This window comes from Bordetella genomosp. 12 (assembly GCF_002261355.1).
Classification (GTDB): Bacteria; Pseudomonadota; Gammaproteobacteria; order Burkholderiales; family Burkholderiaceae_B; genus Bordetella.
In genome coordinates, this window is record NZ_NEVU01000002.1 from 245863 (window position 1) to 264030 (window position 18168).

Consider the following 18168-nt stretch of genomic DNA (forward strand, 5'->3'; position numbering starts at 1 on the left):
GCTCGTAAGAGCATGGCGATACGGTTGCGAGTCGGCAAAACGGCAGCACCATAATCACGAATCGGAGACAAAACCATGTCGAACGCCATCCAATCCGTTTTGGTGGAAACCCGCGTGTTTCCTCCCCCCGAGCGCGCCGTTGAGGGCGCGACGATTTCAGGCATGGATGCCTACCGTGCCCTGGCCGAGGAGGCCGAGCGCGACCCCGATGGTTTCTGGGCGCGTCATGCGCGCGAGAACCTCCAGTGGACCAAACCCTTTACCGAAGTGCTCGACGAGAGCCAGGCGCCGTTTTATCGCTGGTTTGGCGATGGCGAACTCAATGTCTCGGCCAACTGCCTCGACGTTCATCTGACCAACGGCAATGCCGACAAGACGGCCATCATCTTCGAGTCGGATGACGGCAAGGTGGAGAAGGTCAGCTACCGCGAGTTGCTGGCGCGGGTTTGCCGTTTTGCCAACGGCTTGAAGGAGTTGGGCTACAAGAAGGGCGACCGCGCCATCATCTACATGCCCATGTCGGTCGAGGCCGTGGTGGCCATGCAGGCCTGCGCCCGCCTGGGCGTGACCCATTCGGTGGTGTTTGGCGGTTTTTCGGCCAAGAGTCTGCAGGAACGCATCGTCGATGTGGGCGCGTCGCTGGTCATCACCGCCGACGAGCAGGTGCGCGGCGGCAAGGTCATTCCGCTCAAGCCCGCGGTCGAGGATGCGATCGCCATGGGCGGCTGCGAAGCCGTCACCAAGGTCATCGTCTACCGCCGTACCGGCGGCAAGGTCGCCTGGACGGAAGGCCGTGATCTGTGGATGCACGACGTGCAGGCCGGTCAGGCCGATACCTGCGAACCGGTGCCGGTCAATGCCGAGCATCCTTTGTTCATCCTTTATACCTCCGGCTCGACCGGCAAGCCCAAGGGCGTGCAGCACGCTTCTGCCGGCTATCTGCTGTGGGCATTGTTGACGGTCAAATGGACCTTCGATGCGCGCGCCGACGACGTCTACTGGTGCACGGCGGACGTGGGCTGGATTACCGGGCATACCTATATCAGCTACGGTCCTCTGGCTGCCGGCCTGACCCAGGTTGTCTTCGAAGGCGTGCCGACATTTCCCAATGCCGGCCGCTTCTGGGACATGGTGGCACGCCACAAGGTCAGCGTTTTCTATACGGCGCCGACGGCCATCCGGTCGCTCATCAAGGCTGCCGAGGCCGCGCCGCAGACCCATCCGCGCAACTTTGATCTCGACAGCCTGCGCATCATCGGCACGGTGGGCGAGCCCATCAATCCCGAAGCCTGGATCTGGTATCACAAGAATGTGGGGCGCGAGCGTTGCCCCATCGTGGACACCTGGTGGCAGACCGAAACCGGCGGCCACATGATCACGCCGCTGCCGGGCGCCACGCCGCTCAAGCCGGGCTCGTGCACCTTGCCGCTACCGGGGATCGCCGCGGCAATCGTGGACGAGACGGGCGGGGATGTCGAGCCGGGCAATGGCGGGTTTCTGGTCATCAAGCGTCCGTGGCCGGCCATGATCCGCACGATCTGGGGTGACCCGGAGCGCTTCAAGAAAAGCTATTTCCCGTCCGAACTGCGCGGCTATTACCTCGCCGGCGATGGCGCGCAGCGCGATGCCGATGGCTATTTCTGGATCATGGGCCGTATCGACGATGTGCTCAACGTGTCGGGTCACCGGCTAGGCACGATGGAGGTCGAGTCGGCGCTGGTGGCGCATGAATTGGTGGCCGAGGCCGCCGTGGTGGGCCGGCCCGACGACACGACGGGCGAAGCCGTGGTGGCCTTCGTGGTGCTCAAGAGCGCTCGTCCCGAGGGCGATGAGGCCCAGGCCATCGCCAAGCAGCTGCGCGACTGGGTCGCGCGCGAGATCGGCCCCATTGCCAAGCCCAAGGACATCCGTTTTGGCGACAACCTGCCCAAAACGCGTTCGGGCAAGATCATGCGCCGCCTGTTGCGCGTGGTCGCGAAGGGGGAGGAGGTCACGCAAGATGTGTCCACGCTGGAAAATCCTGCCATCCTGGAGCAACTGTCCAAGCCTTTGTAAGCTGGCGGACAAGTTCCAGAGAGCATAATGAAAGCCTGCGCCGCGTGCGCAGGCTTTTTTTTGTCCATACGTTTTGTCTGTCAGAGGGAGTACGCAGTGAGTCGCAGCAGTTTCGACCGCTCAGGCCTGGGCCTGATGCTAGCCACGGTGTTGGTGTGGGCGGGAAGCTGGATCGCGATGAAGCTGGTGGTGCCCTATATTGGTCCGTATGATTTCGTGGTGGTGCGCTATCTGAGCGGCGCGCTGGTGTTGTTCGTCGGTGCGGCGCTGACGGCGCGGCCGCTGGCCATGCCGCCCTGGCGGCTGACGGTGCTGGTCGGTTTGCTGCAGACCGCGGGCTTTCAGGGCTTTGTGCAGACCGCGCTGGTGACCGGCGGCGTGGGCAAGGTGGCATTGATGGCCTACACCATGCCTTTCTGGGTGATCCTGCTGGCCTGGCTGATTCTCAACGAGCGGCCCACTCGCATGCACTGGGCCGGTATCGCCCTGGCGGCTTGCGGTCTGGTGTGCTTCGCGCAACCGTGGAACGGTATGGGCCGTGATGTCCTGCCCATGGCCTTGGGGGTGGGCAGCGGGCTGTGCTGGGGGATAGGCACCGTGCTGTCCAAACGCATGTTCGACCGGCATGCTCCTGACGTCGTGACGTTCACGGCCTGGCAGATGCTCATCGGTGCGCTGGTGATGACGCCGGTGGCCTTGATGGTGCCGCAGATCGAAGCGGTGTGGGGCTGGCAGTTGATGACCGGAATGGCCTATATCATTCTGGTGGCCACGGCCTTGGCCTGGGTGATGTGGCTGCTGGTGGTCAGGCGAGTGCCGGCGTCGATCGCCGGGCTATCCGCCCTGGGCGTGCCGGTGGTCGCGGTACTGCTGGCCTGGTTGATTTTGCACGAGCGCCCGACCCTGAATGATCTGGCGGGCATGTTGTTCATTATGGCCGGCATTGCCGTGGTGAGCCGTGCGCGGCCACGCAAAGCCTGAGACGAAACTGGAACCAAGATGATCGATTTTCGCAGCGATACCGTGACGCGCCCCTCGGCCGCCATGTTGCAGGCCATGACGGGCGCGCCCGTGGGCGACGATGTGATGGGTGATGACCCTAGCGTCATTGCCCTGCAGCAGGCGGTGGCCGCGCGCGCCGGCAAAGAGGCGGGCCTGTTCTTTCCCACCGGAACGCAGAGCAATCTGGCGGGCATCATGGCCCATTGTGGCCGCGGCGACGAGTATCTGGTGGGGCAACTGGCCCATACCTATAAGTATGAAGGCGGGGGCGCCGCCGTGCTGGGCAGCATCCAGCCTCAGCCCATCGAGCACGAGGCGGACGGGACGCTGCCCATCGCCAAGCTGGAGGCGGCCGTCAAACCCGTGGGCGACGCGCACTATGCGCGCACGCGCCTGCTGGCGCTGGAGAACACCTTTCACGGCAAGGTCATCCCCCAGGCCTATGTCCTGGAAGCCACAGCCTTTGCGCGCAGCCGTGGCCTGGCCACCCATCTGGATGGCGCGCGCGTCTTCAATGCCAGCGTGGCCAGCGGCCTGTCCCTGAGCGAGTTGTGCCAGCCTTTCGATACGGTGTCGATCTGTTTTTCCAAGGGCCTGGGAGCGCCGGTGGGGTCGGTGCTGGTCGGCAGCCAGGCGCTGATCGACCAGGCCCGGCGCTGGCGCAAGGTGCTGGGCGGCGGCATGCGGCAGTCGGGCGTACTGGCCGCCGCGGCGCATTATGCCCTGGAACACAACGTGGCCCGACTGGCCGACGATCACGACAATGCGCATCGCTTGGGTCAGGGGCTGGCGGCCCTGCCCGGCGTCCAAGTGCTGGCGCAGAGCACCAATATGGTGTTCGTGAGCTTTGCTCCCGCGCACCGTGCCGCACTGAATCAGGGCTTGAAAGAGGCCGGTATCTTGATGAGTGCCGTGTATGACGGACCGGTGCGCCTGGTCACCCACCTGGATATCTCCCGCGCGGATATCGATCGCGCGCTGCAGGTTTTCGCGCGCTTGCTGGGCGCCTGAAGGCAGGGCTGCGGCGGTGTCACTCGCCGCCGCCCTCGATCAAGGCCTGGTAACCGCTGAGCGAATCCGGCCAGCGCGGCGTCCAGCCGCTGGCCTTGAGTCGGTGGTTGCGGATGCGCTTGCTGCCGACATTGGCTGGGGCAGGGCCCACGGGCGGCGGCGGGGCCTGCAGCCGCCGTGCGAGTTCGCCATAAAGATGGTCCAGCCGCATGGGGGTGTCGTCGGCGCCCAGATAGCAGGGCAGGGGATCTGGCAGGTGCAGCAGGTGGTCGACGGCCGCGGCGGCGTCGTCGATATGGATACGGTTGGCCCAATGGTCCGGCGCCGCGCGCGCCTGTCCTTGGCGCAGACGTTGCAGCAACTGTGTTCTGCCCGGACCGTAAAGGCCCGCGAGCCGCAAGCTGACCGCCGTGGGAACCGCGGCGCTCAGGGTCTGTTCGGCCTCAAGCAGAATCCGGCCATTGAAGCCCAAGGGAAGGGTGGGGGTGGTCTCATCGATCCATTGCCCGGCATGCTCGCCGTAGACGGCTGACGAAGACACGAAAACCCAGCGCATGGGGCGGCGCGTGAGCGCCGCCAGCAAGTGGCGCTGGCCATCGATGAATAGCGCACGGTAAAGCGCCGGATCACGCGCCCCCGGAGCGGGTAGATAGACCACCCGTTCGATATGCGGGGGGAGGTCGCGCAGACTGGCCGGGTCGGCCAGATCGGCCTGGATCCAGCGCAGCCCGGCCGGCGTGGCCGCAGGGCTTCCGCGGCGCAGGGCCCAGACTTCGATGTCCCGCGCCAGCAGGCGTTGCGCCACGCGCAGGCCCAGATCGCCGCAGCCGGCCAGCAATACCGCTTGCGCCATGATGCCCCCAAAAGAAACAAGCGCTCCGGGCGGGAGCGCTTGCCACAACCCTTACATGCCGTTGTAGACCGGCCCTTCGCCGCCCTGCGGTGCTACCCAAACGATGTTCTGCTTGGGATCCTTGATGTCGCAGGTTTTGCAGTGCACGCAGTTCTGCGCGTTGATCTGCAGGCGGTCGGCGCCGTGGTCGTCCTTGATGAACTCGTAGACGCCCGCCGGGCAATAACGCGCCTCCGGCCCGCCGTAAGTGGCCAGGTTGACCTCCACGGGGATGTCCGGATTCTTGAGCGTCAGATGGATGGGCTGGTTTTCCTCATGATTGGTGTTCGAGATGAACACCGAGCTGAGGCGGTCGAACGTGAGCTTGCCGTCCGGCTTGGGGTAATCGATGCGCGCACATTGGGAGGCGGGCTGCAGCGCGACGTGATCGGGCTTGTCGTTGCGCAGGCTCCAGGGCATCTTGCCCTTGAGCAGCCATTGTTCGACGCCGGTCATGAGGGTGCCGACGCTGCGCCCCTTCTTGAACCATTGCTTGAAGTTGCGCGCCTTGTTGAGTTCTTCGTGCAGCCAGGACGATTCGAAAGCCTCGGGATAAGCGGCCAGTTCATCGCCGCGGCGGTCGGCCACGATGGCGTCGAAGGCGGCTTCTGCGGCCATCTTGCCGGACTTGATGGCGGCGTGGCTGCCCTTGATGCGCGAGGCATTCAGGAAACCCGCCTCACAGCCGATGAGGGCGCCGCCCGGGAAGACCAGCTTGGGCAGCGACATGAGCCCGCCCGCGGTGATCGCGCGCGCGCCGTAGGCGATGCGTTTGCCGCCTTCGAAGGTGCCCCGGATGGCCGGATGGGTTTTGTAGCGCTGAAACTCTTCGAAAGGCGACAGCCAGGGATTGGCGTAGTCCAGGCCCACGATGAGGCCGACCACCACGATGTTGTTGTCCAGATGGTAGAGAAAGGACCCGCCATAGGTGTCGGAGTCCAGCGGCCAGCCGGCGGTGTGCACCACCAGGCCCGGGCGCGATTGGGCCGGGTCGACCTCCCACATTTCCTTGACGCCGATGCCATAGGATTGCGCATTGCGTCCTTCGGCCAGTTTGAAGCGATCGGTCAGCTGGCGGCCGAGTTGGCCGCGCGCGCCTTCGGCAAACAGCGTGTAGCGCGCCAGCAGTTCCATGCCGGGCTGATAGTGATCGGTGTGAGAGCCGTCGCGGGCCACCCCCATGTCGCCGGTGGCCACGCCGCGCACGGCGCCATTGTCGTCGTAGAGCACTTCGACCGCGGCAAAGCCGGGGAAGATGTCCACGCCCAGGGCTTCGGCCTGTTCGCCCAGCCATTTGGCCACCTCGCCCAGACGGACGATGTAATTGCCCTTGTTGTGAAAACAGGCCGGCAGCAGCCAGTCGGGGGTGCTGCGCGCGCCTTTGTCGGAGAGAAACAGGAACTTATCCTGGGTGACCGGCACGTTCAGCGGGGCGCCTTTTTCTTTCCAGTCGGGAATCAGTTCGTTCAGGGCGATCGGGTCCATGACCGCGCCGGACAGGATATGCGCGCCGATCTCGGCGCCTTTCTCCAGCACACAAACGCTGATTTCATGGTTCTTTTCGGCGGCCAGTTGTTTCAGGCGGATGGCGCTGGCGAGGCCGGCGGGACCACCGCCCACGACGACCACGTCATATTCCATCGACTCGCGTTCGGACATTTGTAAAGCTCCCCTTATTTCAGTCCCACTGCTGCAGGAAGTATCATCAATGATCCGTCGATTGTATTGCAGCTAGCGCCGGGCCGCCGTTGCGGGCCGGCGCTGACGGAAAACGAATTTCAGGAGCAGGTTTTGGACCGCGTGATAACCGAGGCAGCGCCGCTTGCAGAAGGCGCTTGGCACCAGATCGATCTGCCTTTGCGCTGGGGCGATATGGATGCCCTGAATCATTTGAACAACACGATTTATTTCCGCGTGATGGAAGAGGCGCGCATTTCCATCCTGTTGCAGGCCGGCTTGAAGCTGCCGGACAGCGAAGGGCCCATTCTGGCGCACGCCTCCTGTGACTTCATCAAGCCTTTCGGCTACCCGGCCACCGTGCGCGTGACGCACCGCCTGGTACGTCTGGGCCGCTCGAGCATGGAGCTGGACCTCACGCTGGAGAAAGTCGGCGACGACAGCGGACCCTATGCCCGCGGGCGCAATGTGTTGGTCTGGATGGATTACGTGGCCAATTGCTCCAAAGCCTGGCCGGCCGATGTATTGGCGCGGCTTGCCGCCCAGTTCACCCCCGCCTGACCATTCGGCGGTCTCTACCGCTAAAATCTGCGGCAAAGCACAAAAATGATGGCCGGGGGGCTGTCCTCCTGGCGGATAGCCGATCTGAGGATCTCAACAAGGAGCTGGAGCAATGGACAAGGTTTATGCAAGCGCCACCGAGGCGCTGGCAGGCATCGTCAAAGACGGGCAGATGATCGCGGTCGGAGGCTTCGGCCTTTGCGGCATCCCCGAGGCGCTGATTGCTGCACTGCGTGATTCGGGCGTCAAAGACCTGACCTGCGTGAGCAATAACGCGGGGGTGGACGGCTTCGGTCTGGGGCAGTTGCTCAATACCCGTCAGGTACGCAAGATGATCGCCTCCTATGTGGGCGAGAACAAAGAATTCGAGCGTCAATACCTGTCCGGCGAACTGGAGCTCGAGTTCACGCCGCAGGGCACGCTGGCCGAGAAACTGCGCGCCGGCGGCGCCGGTATCCCGGCCTTCTTCACGCGGACCGGCGTGGGCACCATCGTGGCCGACGGCAAGGAAATCCGCGAGTTCGACGGCCAGCAATACGTGATGGAGCGTTCCCTGGCGCCGGACGTTTCGCTGGTCAAGGCCCATATCGCCGACCGCAGCGGCAACCTGGTGTTCCGCAAGACGGCGCGCAACTTCAATCCCAATGTCGCCATGGCCGGCAAGATCACGGTGGTCGAAGTCGAGCAGATCGTCGACACCGGCAGCCTGGACCCCGACCAGATTCATCTGCCCGGCATCTATGTGCACCGGATCGTGCTCAACACCAGTCCGGAAAAGCGCATCGAACAACGCACCACCCGCCCGGCATAAGGAGACAACGACATGGCATGGTCCCGCGATGAAATGGCAGCCCGCGCGGCGCGCGAGCTGCAAGACGGTTTTTATGTGAACCTGGGTATCGGCCTGCCGACCCTGGTTGCCAATCATGTGCCCAAGGGCGTGGAAGTGTGGCTGCAGTCCGAGAACGGACTGCTGGGCATCGGCCCGTTTCCGACCGACGATGAGGTCGATCCCGATCTGATCAACGCCGGCAAGCAGACGGTCACGACGCTGCCGGGCTCGTCCATTTTTTCGTCCGCGGATTCGTTCGCGATGATCCGGGGCGGCAAGATCAATCTGGCCATCCTGGGGGCGATGCAGGTCTCCGAGACTGGCGACCTGGCCAACTGGATGATTCCTGGCAAGATGGTCAAGGGCATGGGCGGCGCCATGGACCTGGTGGCGGGCGTGGGGCGGGTCGTGGTGCTGATGGAACACGTGGCCAAGAAGAAAGACGGCAGCGAAGACATCAAGCTGTTGCCCGAGTGCACCTTGCCGCTGACCGGAGTGGGCGTGGTCAACCTCATCATTACTGATCTGGGCGTGATGGAAGTCACGCCGGCAGGGTTGAAGCTGCTCGAAGTGGCCCCGGGCGTCACGGTCGAAGAAGTGCAGGCCAAGACCCAAGCCAAGCTGGACGTCTCCGCCGTTCGCTAAGCGCCGGGGCGTCGAAAACCCTGTCTGTGTTCGCAGGCAGGGTTTTTTTGAACTCGAAAAACCATTTTAGCAAGATGGTTAATTGCGCCTTGCGAGGGTAATCCCTAAATATGAAAATTTATTTTCTTTTCTAAAATGCGCGGGTAAACATATTTACATTTTCGCCTTGCGGCAAGCCCTTTCCTGTAAGAACCCAACCGATGTCCAAGGCCGCCGCTTCCATCGCTGACCGGATTGCCCGAGCCCAGCCCAGTTTCAGCCGCACGCAGCACCGCATGGCCGATTATGTGCTGGCGCACCCCTTCCGGGTCGCCACCATGACCATCGATGAATTTGCCATCGCGGCGGGCGTGTCGGTGGCCACGGCCAATCGCTTTGCGCGCGCGCTGGATCTGCCGGGCTATCCGCAGTTTCGCGCCGAACTGGCGCGCGGCTTCGAGGCAGCGCTGGAGCCGGTCGAGAAACTGCGCGTGGAGCTGGCGCACTCGGCGAGCGCCGTGCAGATTTTCGCGGCCACATTGCAGGAAGATATCCAGAATGCCCAGCGCACGCTGCAGAGCCTGGATGAAGACGCCTGTGAGCGCGCGGTGACGTCCATTCTGCAGGCCGAGCGCGTGTTCATCCTCGGTTTCGGCGCCAGCGGCTTTCTGGCGGGCCTCTTGCAGCGCGGGCTGTGCATGCATTTGCATTCGGTGGAATCCCTGGCCGGGCCGGGCGGCGTGTCGCATGCCGCGCGCCAGATGGCACGCATGACGGCGCGCGATCTGGTCATCGCCATCGCCTATCCGCGCTACCTGGCGGATACGGTTACGCTGGCCCGCGCCGCGCAGCAGGCGGGCGTGCCGGTGCTGGTCCTGACCGACCGCCCCACCTCGCCGCTGGCGCCCTGTGCCACCGTGGCGCTCTACGCGCCTAGTGCGCGGCAATTCTCCTCCAACGCGGAAACCGCGGCTTTGGGTTTGATCGAAGCCTTGTCGGCCGCCGTGGCGCATCGCGCCAAAGATTCGATCGAAGCCGCCGTGGGCGTGACGCAGTCCGTCATGCCCTGGCTGATTCATGGTGTAGCTGGAACTGGAAAACGATGATTACCCCCGTTATCGCGATACATGGTGGGGCCGGCGCGATGTCGCGCGCGGCCATGTCGCCTGAAAAAGAGCAGGAATATCTGCAGGCTTTGCGCGGCATCGTGCAGGCCGGCCAGGCTGTGCTGGCTGCCGGCGGCAGTGCCCTGGACGCGGTGACCGAAGCGGTTCGCCTGCTCGAGGACTGTCCGTTGTTCAACGCCGGCCATGGCGCGGTGTTCACCAGCGCCGGCACCCATGAACTGGATGCTTCCATCATGGACGGCGCCACGCTGCGCTCCGGCGCCATTGCCAATGTGGATTGCGTGCGCAATCCCGTGCTGGCGGCGCGCCGGGTGATGGAGCACAGCAAACATGTGTTCTTCGTGGGCCAGGGGGCGGCGGACTTTGCCCGCGCCGAGGGCCTGGATATGGTCGACCCGGCGTACTTTTCCACCGATGCGCGGCGCGAGCAGCTGTTGCGCGTGCAGCGCGAAACCCCCGACGCGGCGGTGCTGGACCATGATGGCCAGGCCATGGTGGCGCGCGGCCAGCCCGCGCCGGCCGATCCCTTGGATTCGGACCGCAAGTTCGGCACCGTCGGCGCGGTCGCCGTGGACGCTCAGGGCAATCTGGCAGCCGCGACCTCCACGGGCGGCATCACCAATAAACAGGTCGGCCGCGTGGGCGACGCTCCGCTGATCGGCGCGGGCTGCTATGCCAATAATCGCAGTTGCGCCGTTTCGACCACCGGCACGGGCGAGATGTTCATTCGCATGGTGGCCGCTTACGACGTGTCGGCGCAGATGGAGTATCTCGGTGCCACGCTGCAGGACGCCGCGCAGCGCGTCGTACAGGAAAAGCTGCCCACCATCGGTGGCAAGGGCGGGCTGATCGCCGTGGACGGGCAGGGCAATGTGGCGCTGCCCTTTAACACCGAAGGCATGTATCGCGGCTACGGCCGGGTAGGCGAGGACGCTGTCGTCGCCATTTACCGATGATGTTTGCGTCATCGAGCATTTAGGAACGGAATTCAATATGGTTGATCGCGCTCAGACGCTGGCGCTGCCGGATAACCGCGTGGTCCAGGTCGAAGACCTGACGGTGCGTTTCGTGACCTCCGAAAGGACGGTCGAGGCAGTACGCAATCTGTCTTTTCACGTCGATCGCGGCGAAACCCTGGCCATCGTCGGCGAGTCCGGTTCGGGCAAGTCGGTGACGTCCTTGTCGCTCATGCGCCTGATCGAACACGGCGGCGGCCGCATCGCGCAAGGCCGCATGGCCCTGTGCCGGCGCAACGGCTCGGTCATCGATCTGACCGCAGCGTCCTCGCGGACCATGCGCAGCGTGCGTGGCGCCGACATGGCGATGATCTTCCAGGAGCCCATGACGTCGTTGAACCCGGTGTTCACGGCGGGCGACCAGATCGCCGAGACCATACGCCTGCACCAGGGCAAGGATGCCGGTGCGGCGCGCGCTGAGGCTTTGCGCATGCTCGAGCAGGTGCGCATCCCCGAGGCGAAATCGGTGTTGGACCGCTATCCCCACCAGCTCTCCGGCGGCATGCGGCAGCGCGTCATGATCGCCATGGCGCTGGCGTGCAAACCGGCGCTGCTGATTGCCGACGAGCCCACCACGGCGCTGGATGTGACCATTCAGGCACAGATCCTGCAACTGATACGTGAGTTGCAGGATGAAATGCACATGGGCGTGGTGTTCATTACGCACGACATGGGTGTGGTGGCCGAAGTCGCCGACCGCGTGCTGGTGATGTATCGCGGCGACAAAGTCGAAGAGGGCCCCTCGGAGCAGATTTTCTCCGCTCCGCAGCATCATTACACGCAGGCTTTGCTGTCGGCCGTGCCGCGCTTGGGTGCGATGCAGGGCACGGACCTGCCTGCACGCTTTCCGCTGCTGCGCGCCGATGGCCAGGAGATGCCGCAGGCCGAGCATGGCAGTGCGGGGCAGCCCCCCCGCACCGAGCAGGGACCGATTCTCAGTGTGCGCAACCTGGTCACGCGTTTCGATCTGCGCGGCGGCATCCTGAGCCGGGTACAACGCCGGGTCCATGCGGTCGAGCAGGTCAGCTTCGATCTGTATCCGGGCGAGACGCTGTCGCTGGTGGGCGAATCCGGTTGCGGCAAGTCCACGACCGGCCGGTCCTTGCTGCGCCTGGTTGACAGCCAGAGTGGCGAGATCCTGTTCGGCGGGCGTGACATCGTCAAGCTCAAGAACGCGCAGCTGCAGTCCTTGCGCCGCGACATCCAATTCGTCTTCCAGGATCCCTTCGCCTCGCTGGACCCGCGCGTGACGGTGGGCTTTTCCATCATGGAACCCCTGCTGGTGCACGGGGTGGCCACGGGCCGCGCGGCGCAAGCGCGCGTGGCCGAATTGCTCGAACGGGTGGGGCTGCCGTCCGAAATGGCACAGCGCTATCCGCATGAGTTCTCGGGCGGCCAGCGGCAGCGGATCTGCATCGCGCGCGCGCTGGCCCTGAATCCCAAGGTCGTGATCGCCGACGAATCGGTGTCCGCCCTGGATGTGTCGATTCAGGCTCAGATCGTCAACCTGCTCATCGATCTGCAGCGTGACCTGGGCGTGTCCTTTCTCTTCATCTCGCACGATATGGCGGTGGTCGAGCGCATCAGTCACCGGGTCGCCGTCATGTACCTGGGGCAGATCGTCGAAATCGGGCCGCGCCGCGAGATCTTCGAGAACCCGCAGCATCCCTATACCAAGAAGCTTATGTCGGCGGTTCCAATCGCCGATCCGGCGCGCCGTCACCTCAAGCGTGCTTTGCTGTCCGACGAAATTCCTAGCCCCATCCGCAAGTTGGGCGACGAGCCCGTCGTTCAACCCCTGGTGCAGGTCGGGCCAGGGCATTTCGTCGCGCGCCATGCTGTCGGTGGCGCTTATTAATGTAGTGGCCGGCGCTTCGTCGCCGTCCTGTTTTGTCCACCAAGCCGTCTCTCCTTTCTGATTCAGGAGTTGCAATGAACAAAGTACTGCGCCCCACCAAGCTGATTGCCGCCGCCGCGCTGGCTTTCGGTGTGCTCGCCTCGCCGCTGGCCCACGCCAGCAAGGACGTGACTTTCGCCGTTTCGATCGCGCTCGAAACGCTGGATCCCTACAACACCAACAGCACGCTGAACCAGGCGGTGGGCAAGGCCTATTACGAGGGCCTGCTGGAGTTCGACAAGGATCTGAAGATCCAGAAAGTGCTGGCGACCGACTACAGCGTCAGCGATGACGGTCTGGTCTACACGTTCAAGCTGCGTCCGGGCGTCAAGTTCCATGACGGCACGGACTTCAACGCCGAAGCCGTCAAGATCAACTTCGAGCGTCCCGCCAATCCCGACAATCGCCTGTCGCGCTACATCCAGTTCAGCGTGGTCGACAAAGTCGAAGCCGTTGACCCCCTGACCGTCAAGATCACGCTGAAGAAGCCGTTCTCGGCCTTCCCGAACGCCCTGGCCCACCCCGCCGCGATGATGATCTCGCCGGCCGCGCTGGCCAAGTACGGCAAGGAAATCGGTTTCCATCCGGTGGGAACCGGCCCGTTCGAGTTCGTCGAGTGGAAGCCGGCTGAGTACCTCAAGGTCAAGAAGTTCGACGGTTACTGGAACAAGGGCAAGCCCAAGGTCGACAGCATCACCTTCCGCACCGTGACCGACAACAACACGCGTGCCGCCGTGGTGCAGACCGGCGAGGCCCAGTTCGCCTTCCCCGTGCCGTTCGAGCAGGCCGCCATTCTGGCCAAGAACGACAAGCTGGATGTGGTCGACCACAAGAATTCGATCATGGCCCGCTACATGTCCATGAACACCCAGGTCAAGCCCTTTGACGACGTGCGCGTGCGCCAGGCCATCAACTACGCCATCAATAAGGATGCGCTGGCCAAGGTCGCTTTCAACGGCTACGCCACCAAGGTCGATGGCGTCGTGCCCGCCGGTGTGGACTACGCCCACAAGAACGGCCCGTGGCCTTACGATCCCGCCAAGGCCCGCCAGTTGCTCAAGGAAGCCGGCTACGAGAAGGGCTTTGAGACCACGTTGTGGTCGGCCTACAACGACGGTACCTCGGTCAAGGTGGTGCAGTTCCTGCAGCAGCAGCTGGCTCAGGTCGGCATCAAGGCCTCGGTCGAAGTGCTGGAGTCGGGTCAGCGCGTGCAGCGCGTGCAGCAAGTGCAAAAGCCCGAGGACGCCAAGGTTCGCCTCTACTACGCTGGCTGGTCGTCTTCCACGGGTGAAGCCGATTGGGGGCTGCGTCCGCTGCTGACGACCGGTGCATTCCCGCCGGTGCTCAACAACGTCTCCTACTACTCGAACAAGGCGGTCGACGATGGCGTGCAGGAAGCGCTGGCCACCACCGATCGTGCCAAGAAGACGGAAATCTACGGCAAGGTACAGGACACCATCTGGAATGATGCGCCCTGGGCCTTCCTGGTGACGCAGAACAACGTCTACGTCAAGTCCAAGAACCTGTCCGGCGTCTATGTCGAACCCGATACCTCGTTCTGGTTCGGCGACATCGACCTCAAGCAGTAAGCCAAGCAGTAAACGCGGCCCGGCGGGGGCATGGTGCCTCCGCCGGCGTCTCAGGAATTTCAATGCTGACCTATATCGTCAAACGACTTTTGGGCATGATCCCGACGCTGTTGCTCGTCGCGGTGGTCGTGTTCCTGTTTGTGCACATGCTGCCCGGCGACCCGGCGCGTCTGGCCGCTGGCCAGGATGCGGACCAGGCGACCGTCGAGCTGGTGCGCAAAGAGCTCGGGCTGGATCTGCCTTTGCCGCAGCAGTTCGTGCGTTACTTCAGCCATATGCTGCATGGTGACCTCGGCGTGTCGCTGCGCACCAAGCGACCGGTCGCCACGGAGATCGCCGAGCGCTTCATGCCCACGCTGTGGTTGACGATCACCAGCATGATCTGGTCGGTCTCCTTCGGGATGATCTTCGGCATCGTGTCAGCGGTCTGGCGCAATCGATGGCCGGATCGCCTGTTGATGACGCTGGCGGTGTCGGGGATTTCCTTTCCCGCGTTTGCGCTGGGGATGATGCTGATGCAGATTTTCTCGGTCAATCTGGGGTGGCTGCCGACGGTGGGCGCATCGAGCTGGAAGCACTACATCCTGCCCTCGATCACGCTGGGCGCAGCGGTGGCCGCGGTAATGGCCCGCTTCACGCGCGCCTCATTCGTCGAAGTGATCCAGGAAGACTTTGTGCGCACCGCCCGCGCCAAGGGGCTGACCGAGCGCCGGGTAGTGATCAAGCATGCGCTGCGCAACGCGTTGATCCCGGTGGTGACCATGATGGGCCTGCAGTTCGGCTTTCTGCTGGGCGGCTCGATCGTGGTCGAGACGGTCTTCAACTGGCCCGGCCTGGGCCGCTTGCTGGTCGATGCCGTGACGCAGCGGGATTACCCGGTCATTCAGGGCCTGGTGTTGCTGTTCTCGCTGGAGTTCATTCTGATCAACCTGATTGTCGACGTGCTCTATGGCGTCATCAATCCCAGTATCCGTTATAAGTGAGGCGGCCATGAGCAATACGACTACCGCCGCTGTTGCGACCAAGCAGGATGACGTCCGCACCCCGCTGACGGAGTTCTGGCGCAAGTTCAAAAAGCAGAAGTTGGCCGTTGCCGCGGGCCTCTTCGTGCTGATCCTCATCGCCGTGGCGATTTTCGCTCCCTGGATCGTGCCTTACGATCCGGAGAATTTCTTCGACTACGATGCCCTGAACGCGGGCCCGTCCTGGCAGCACTGGCTGGGCGTGGATTCGCTGGGACGCGACATCTTCAGCCGCATTCTCATGGGCGCGCGCATCTCGCTGGCCGCCGGCTTTATGTCGGTTGCCATGGGCGCGGTGGTGGGGACGTTCATGGGCCTGATGGCCGGCTACTACCAGGGTTGGTGGGAGCGCATCACCATGCGCATCTCGGATGTGCTGCTGGCCTTTCCGGGCATGCTGCTGGCCATCGGCGTGGTGGCCATCCTGGGCTCGAACATGGTCAACGTCATTGTTGCCGTGGCCGTGTTCAGCGTGCCCGCCTTCGCACGCCTGGTGCGCGGCAATACCCTGGCCATCAAGCAGATGACCTATGTCGAGGCGGTGCGCAGTGTGGGCGCCTCGGACTGGACCATCATCATGCGGCATATCCTGCCAGGCACGATCTCCCCCATCGTGGTCTACGGCACGATGCGTATCGGCACCTCCATCATCACGGCGGCCAGCCTGTCCTTTCTCGGCATGGGCGCGCAGCCGCCCACACCGGAGTGGGGGGCCATGCTCAACGAAGCGCGCGCCGATATGGTGCTGGCCCCGCATGTGGCCATCTTTCCGGCATTGGCCATCTTCCTGACGGTGCTGGCATTCAATCTGCTGGGTGATGGTCTGCGCGATGCGCTCGATCCCAAGATCGACCGGCGCTAGGCGCGGCTGATCGAAACGCGAAAGGGGCGCGGCGCAAGCCGTGCCCTTTTTTCCTGAGGGTTTTGAAGGAGGCCGCATGGGCGGCAACATCATGACGAAGATCGAGAACCAGGCCGAGCTGCCGCGCATCGGGCGTTTGCCGTCCGGCCCGCGCGATGCCATCAGCGATGTGGACGGGGTCAGCGTGGGACACGCCACGCGGGCCGAGGGCGCATGCCAGACTGGCGTGACCGTGCTGCGGCCGCACCGCGGCGATCCCTACCGCGATAAGGTGCCGGCCGCGGCCAGCATCATCAACGGCTTCGGCAAGAGCGTGGGCCTGGTGCAAGTGCAGGAACTCGGTGTGCTGGAAACCCCCATCTCCCTGACCAACACCTTCGGCGTGGGCACCGTGGCCAATGCCCAGATCCGGCAGGCGATCGCGGCCAATCCGGCCATCGGGCGCGACTGGGCGACCGTCAACCCGCTGGTATTCGAGTGCAACGATGGCTACTTGAACGATATCCAGACGCTGGCCATTACCGAGGACGACTACCTCCAGGCGCATGCGGCCGCCGGCGCGGATTTTGCGCAGGGATCGGTGGGCGCCGGCCGGGGGATGTCCAGTTTTTCGCTCAAGGGCGGCATCGGTTCGGCCTCGCGCATCGCCCGGTTCAAGTCCGGTGCGAACCACACGGTGGGCGCCCTGGTGTTGTCCAATTTCGGGCGCTTGCCGTTGATGACGATTGCCGGCCGGCCCTTCGGCCAGCGCCTGGCGCAACGCGACGACCAGGCCCCCGAGAAGGGGTCCATCATTCTCATTCTGGCTACCGATGCGCCGTTGGACGCCCGCCAGTTGGGCCGGCTGTCCTTGCGCGCCGGCGCCGGCCTGGCCCGCACGGGTTCGGTATTCGGCCATGGCAGCGGTGATATCGCGCTGGCGTTCTCGACGGCCTACACCGTTCCGCATGAGGCCGAGCGCGCAATGCCTGCGCTAGCCATGCTGCACGAAGCCTGCATGGACCCGCTGTTCGAGGCCGCCGCCGAGGCCTGCGAGCAAGCCATCGTCAGCGCCCTGTGGCGCGCGCAGACGGTGCAGGGCCGTGATGGCCATGTCCGCCGCGCGCTGACGGACGTCATTCCGGATTGGCGGCAGTGGCTGGCCGATCGCGATTTCTGAGGAAGCACATCATGAAAATTCTGATTTCAACCGATATCGAGGGCGTGGCCGGCGTGTTTCATGCCGAACAGGTGCGCGCCGGCAATGGCGAGTATGAGCGCGCGCGCGCCTGGATGACGGGTGAAGCCAATGCCGCCGTGGCGGGCGCCTTCGCGGGAGGGGCCAGCGAAGTGCTGGTCAACGATTCGCACGGCGGCTTTCGCAATCTGCTGCCGGACCAGATCGACGAACGGGCGCGCCTGGTGTTGGGCAAACCCCGCTATCTGGGCATGATGGGCGGCCTGGAAGAGGGCTGCGACGCGGTCATGATGGTGGGCTATCACACGCGCTCGCAGGGGCGCGGCGTGCTGGCGCACACCATCAACAGTTTTGCCTTTGCGCGCGTCAGCATCAACGGCATGGAGCTGGGCGAAGCGGGGCTGTATGGCGCGCTGGCCGGCGAGTTGGGGGTGCCCGTGATATTTGCCAGCGGCGACGATGCCTTCATCGAAGAAACGCGGCCCTTGTTCCCTGCGGCGCAATGGGTGCAGACCAAAGTGGCGCATGGGCAGGGGAGCGGCGTCACATTGACCCCAGCCGCCGCGCGCCGCGCCATCGCCGCGGGCGCCGAGGCCGCCACGCGCCATCTGGCCCAGGCGGTTCCTTTCCGTATCGCCGGCCCGATAGAATGCCGGCTGCAGGCACAGTCCTCGGCGCTGGCGGATCTGTTCTGCATGTGGCCGACGCTTGAGCGCGTCGACGGCGTCACCCTGAGCTTCCAGGTTCCCACCATGCAGGCCGCCATCCGTACGCTCAACAGTCTGGCCGCGATGTCATTCATGCTGCGCTAAGTCCCGAGGAAA

At 64.1% G+C, this 18168-nt stretch carries 16 protein-coding genes; 14 read left to right on the forward strand and 2 right to left on the reverse strand.

Going from position 1 to position 18168, the window contains the following annotated elements:
* The first annotated feature begins 75 nt into the window (after nt 1-75).
* The 3 genes from acs to ltaE all read left to right on the forward strand — a co-directional run bounded on the left by acs (nt 76) and on the right by ltaE (nt 4068).
* The gene (gene acs, locus CAL22_RS06560; RefSeq protein ID WP_094811568.1) at nt 76-2055 is read left to right on the forward strand and encodes an acetate--CoA ligase; all 1980 of its coding nucleotides are present in this window, start codon (nt 76-78) and stop codon (nt 2053-2055) included.
* 96 nt (nt 2056-2151) lie between these two features.
* The gene (locus tag CAL22_RS06565) at nt 2152-3036 is read left to right on the forward strand and encodes a DMT family transporter (RefSeq protein WP_094811570.1); all 885 of its coding nucleotides are present in this window, start codon (nt 2152-2154) and stop codon (nt 3034-3036) included.
* A gap of 18 nt (nt 3037-3054) precedes the next feature.
* The gene (ltaE, locus tag CAL22_RS06570) at nt 3055-4068 is read left to right on the forward strand and encodes a low-specificity L-threonine aldolase (RefSeq protein WP_094811572.1); all 1014 of its coding nucleotides are present in this window, start codon (nt 3055-3057) and stop codon (nt 4066-4068) included.
* A gap of 19 nt (nt 4069-4087) precedes the next feature.
* On the opposite strand, the gene CAL22_RS06575 is transcribed toward ltaE, so the two are convergent.
* Both CAL22_RS06575 and CAL22_RS06580 read right to left on the reverse strand, forming a co-directional pair.
* Entirely contained in the window at nt 4088-4921 is an 834-nt protein-coding gene (locus tag CAL22_RS06575) for an NAD-dependent epimerase/dehydratase family protein (protein WP_094811574.1), read from the reverse strand.
* A gap of 51 nt (nt 4922-4972) precedes the next feature.
* Nucleotides 4973-6619 (reverse strand): electron transfer flavoprotein-ubiquinone oxidoreductase, encoded by a 1647-nt coding sequence (locus CAL22_RS06580; RefSeq protein ID WP_167383571.1) that lies wholly within the window; start codon nt 6617-6619, stop codon nt 4973-4975.
* A 132-nt stretch (nt 6620-6751) separates the two neighbouring features.
* Between CAL22_RS06580 and CAL22_RS06585 the strand changes: the two genes are divergently transcribed.
* The 11 genes from CAL22_RS06585 to CAL22_RS06635 all read left to right on the forward strand — a co-directional run bounded on the left by CAL22_RS06585 (nt 6752) and on the right by CAL22_RS06635 (nt 18156).
* Entirely contained in the window at nt 6752-7198 is a 447-nt protein-coding gene (locus CAL22_RS06585) for an acyl-CoA thioesterase (RefSeq protein WP_094813469.1), read from the forward strand.
* A 112-nt stretch (nt 7199-7310) separates the two neighbouring features.
* Complete coding sequence (locus CAL22_RS06590; RefSeq protein WP_094811576.1) at nt 7311-8009, forward strand: CoA transferase subunit A; 699 nt, start codon at nt 7311-7313, stop codon at nt 8007-8009.
* Nucleotides 8010-8021: 12 nt separating this feature from the next.
* Entirely contained in the window at nt 8022-8675 is a 654-nt protein-coding gene (locus CAL22_RS06595) for a CoA transferase subunit B (protein ID WP_094811578.1), read from the forward strand.
* 200 nt (nt 8676-8875) lie between these two features.
* On the forward strand, nt 8876-9760 hold the full coding sequence (locus CAL22_RS06600) for a MurR/RpiR family transcriptional regulator (RefSeq protein ID WP_094811580.1): 885 nt from the start codon (nt 8876-8878) through the stop codon (nt 9758-9760).
* A complete protein-coding gene (locus CAL22_RS06605) occupies nt 9757-10737 on the forward strand; it encodes an isoaspartyl peptidase/L-asparaginase family protein (protein ID WP_094811582.1) in 981 nt (326 codons plus the stop codon). The genes CAL22_RS06600 and CAL22_RS06605 overlap by 4 nt, the downstream gene beginning before the upstream one ends.
* 37 nt (nt 10738-10774) lie before the next feature.
* The gene (locus tag CAL22_RS06610; RefSeq protein WP_094811584.1) at nt 10775-12655 is read left to right on the forward strand and encodes a dipeptide ABC transporter ATP-binding protein; all 1881 of its coding nucleotides are present in this window, start codon (nt 10775-10777) and stop codon (nt 12653-12655) included.
* Between the two features lie 74 nt (nt 12656-12729).
* The gene (gene gsiB, locus CAL22_RS06615; protein ID WP_094811586.1) at nt 12730-14283 is read left to right on the forward strand and encodes a glutathione ABC transporter substrate-binding protein GsiB; all 1554 of its coding nucleotides are present in this window, start codon (nt 12730-12732) and stop codon (nt 14281-14283) included.
* A 62-nt stretch (nt 14284-14345) separates the two neighbouring features.
* A complete protein-coding gene (gene gsiC / locus CAL22_RS06620; protein ID WP_094811588.1) occupies nt 14346-15266 on the forward strand; it encodes a glutathione ABC transporter permease GsiC in 921 nt (306 codons plus the stop codon).
* A gap of 7 nt (nt 15267-15273) precedes the next feature.
* The gene (gene gsiD, locus CAL22_RS06625; protein WP_094811590.1) at nt 15274-16167 is read left to right on the forward strand and encodes a glutathione ABC transporter permease GsiD; all 894 of its coding nucleotides are present in this window, start codon (nt 15274-15276) and stop codon (nt 16165-16167) included.
* 76 nt (nt 16168-16243) lie between these two features.
* Entirely contained in the window at nt 16244-17326 is a 1083-nt protein-coding gene (locus CAL22_RS06630) for a P1 family peptidase (RefSeq protein ID WP_244193804.1), read from the forward strand.
* A gap of 11 nt (nt 17327-17337) precedes the next feature.
* Nucleotides 17338-18156 (forward strand): M55 family metallopeptidase, encoded by an 819-nt coding sequence (locus CAL22_RS06635; RefSeq protein ID WP_094811592.1) that lies wholly within the window; start codon nt 17338-17340, stop codon nt 18154-18156.
* The last annotated feature ends 12 nt before the right edge of the window (nt 18157-18168 follow it).

Bases quoted from the DNA above. Each gene is read 5' to 3' on its own strand.
- acs (WP_094811568.1), top strand. From the start codon at position 76: ATGTCGAACGCCATCCAATCCGTTTTGGTGGAAACCCGCGTGTTTCCT.
- ltaE (WP_094811572.1), top strand. From the start codon at position 3,055: ATGATCGATTTTCGCAGCGATACCGTGACGCGCCCCTCGGCCGCCATG.
- CAL22_RS06575 (WP_094811574.1), bottom strand. From the start codon at position 4,921: ATGGCGCAAGCGGTATTGCTGGCCGGCTGCGGCGATCTGGGCCTGCGC.
- CAL22_RS06580 (WP_167383571.1), bottom strand. From the start codon at position 6,619: ATGTCCGAACGCGAGTCGATGGAATATGACGTGGTCGTCGTGGGCGGT.
- CAL22_RS06590 (WP_094811576.1), top strand. From the start codon at position 7,311: ATGGACAAGGTTTATGCAAGCGCCACCGAGGCGCTGGCAGGCATCGTC.
- CAL22_RS06595 (WP_094811578.1), top strand. From the start codon at position 8,022: ATGGCATGGTCCCGCGATGAAATGGCAGCCCGCGCGGCGCGCGAGCTG.
- CAL22_RS06600 (WP_094811580.1), top strand. From the start codon at position 8,876: ATGTCCAAGGCCGCCGCTTCCATCGCTGACCGGATTGCCCGAGCCCAG.
- CAL22_RS06605 (WP_094811582.1), top strand. From the start codon at position 9,757: ATGATTACCCCCGTTATCGCGATACATGGTGGGGCCGGCGCGATGTCG.
- CAL22_RS06610 (WP_094811584.1), top strand. From the start codon at position 10,775: ATGGTTGATCGCGCTCAGACGCTGGCGCTGCCGGATAACCGCGTGGTC.
- gsiB (WP_094811586.1), top strand. From the start codon at position 12,730: ATGAACAAAGTACTGCGCCCCACCAAGCTGATTGCCGCCGCCGCGCTG.
- gsiC (WP_094811588.1), top strand. From the start codon at position 14,346: ATGCTGACCTATATCGTCAAACGACTTTTGGGCATGATCCCGACGCTG.
- gsiD (WP_094811590.1), top strand. From the start codon at position 15,274: ATGAGCAATACGACTACCGCCGCTGTTGCGACCAAGCAGGATGACGTC.
- CAL22_RS06630 (WP_244193804.1), top strand. From the start codon at position 16,244: ATGGGCGGCAACATCATGACGAAGATCGAGAACCAGGCCGAGCTGCCG.
- CAL22_RS06635 (WP_094811592.1), top strand. From the start codon at position 17,338: ATGAAAATTCTGATTTCAACCGATATCGAGGGCGTGGCCGGCGTGTTT.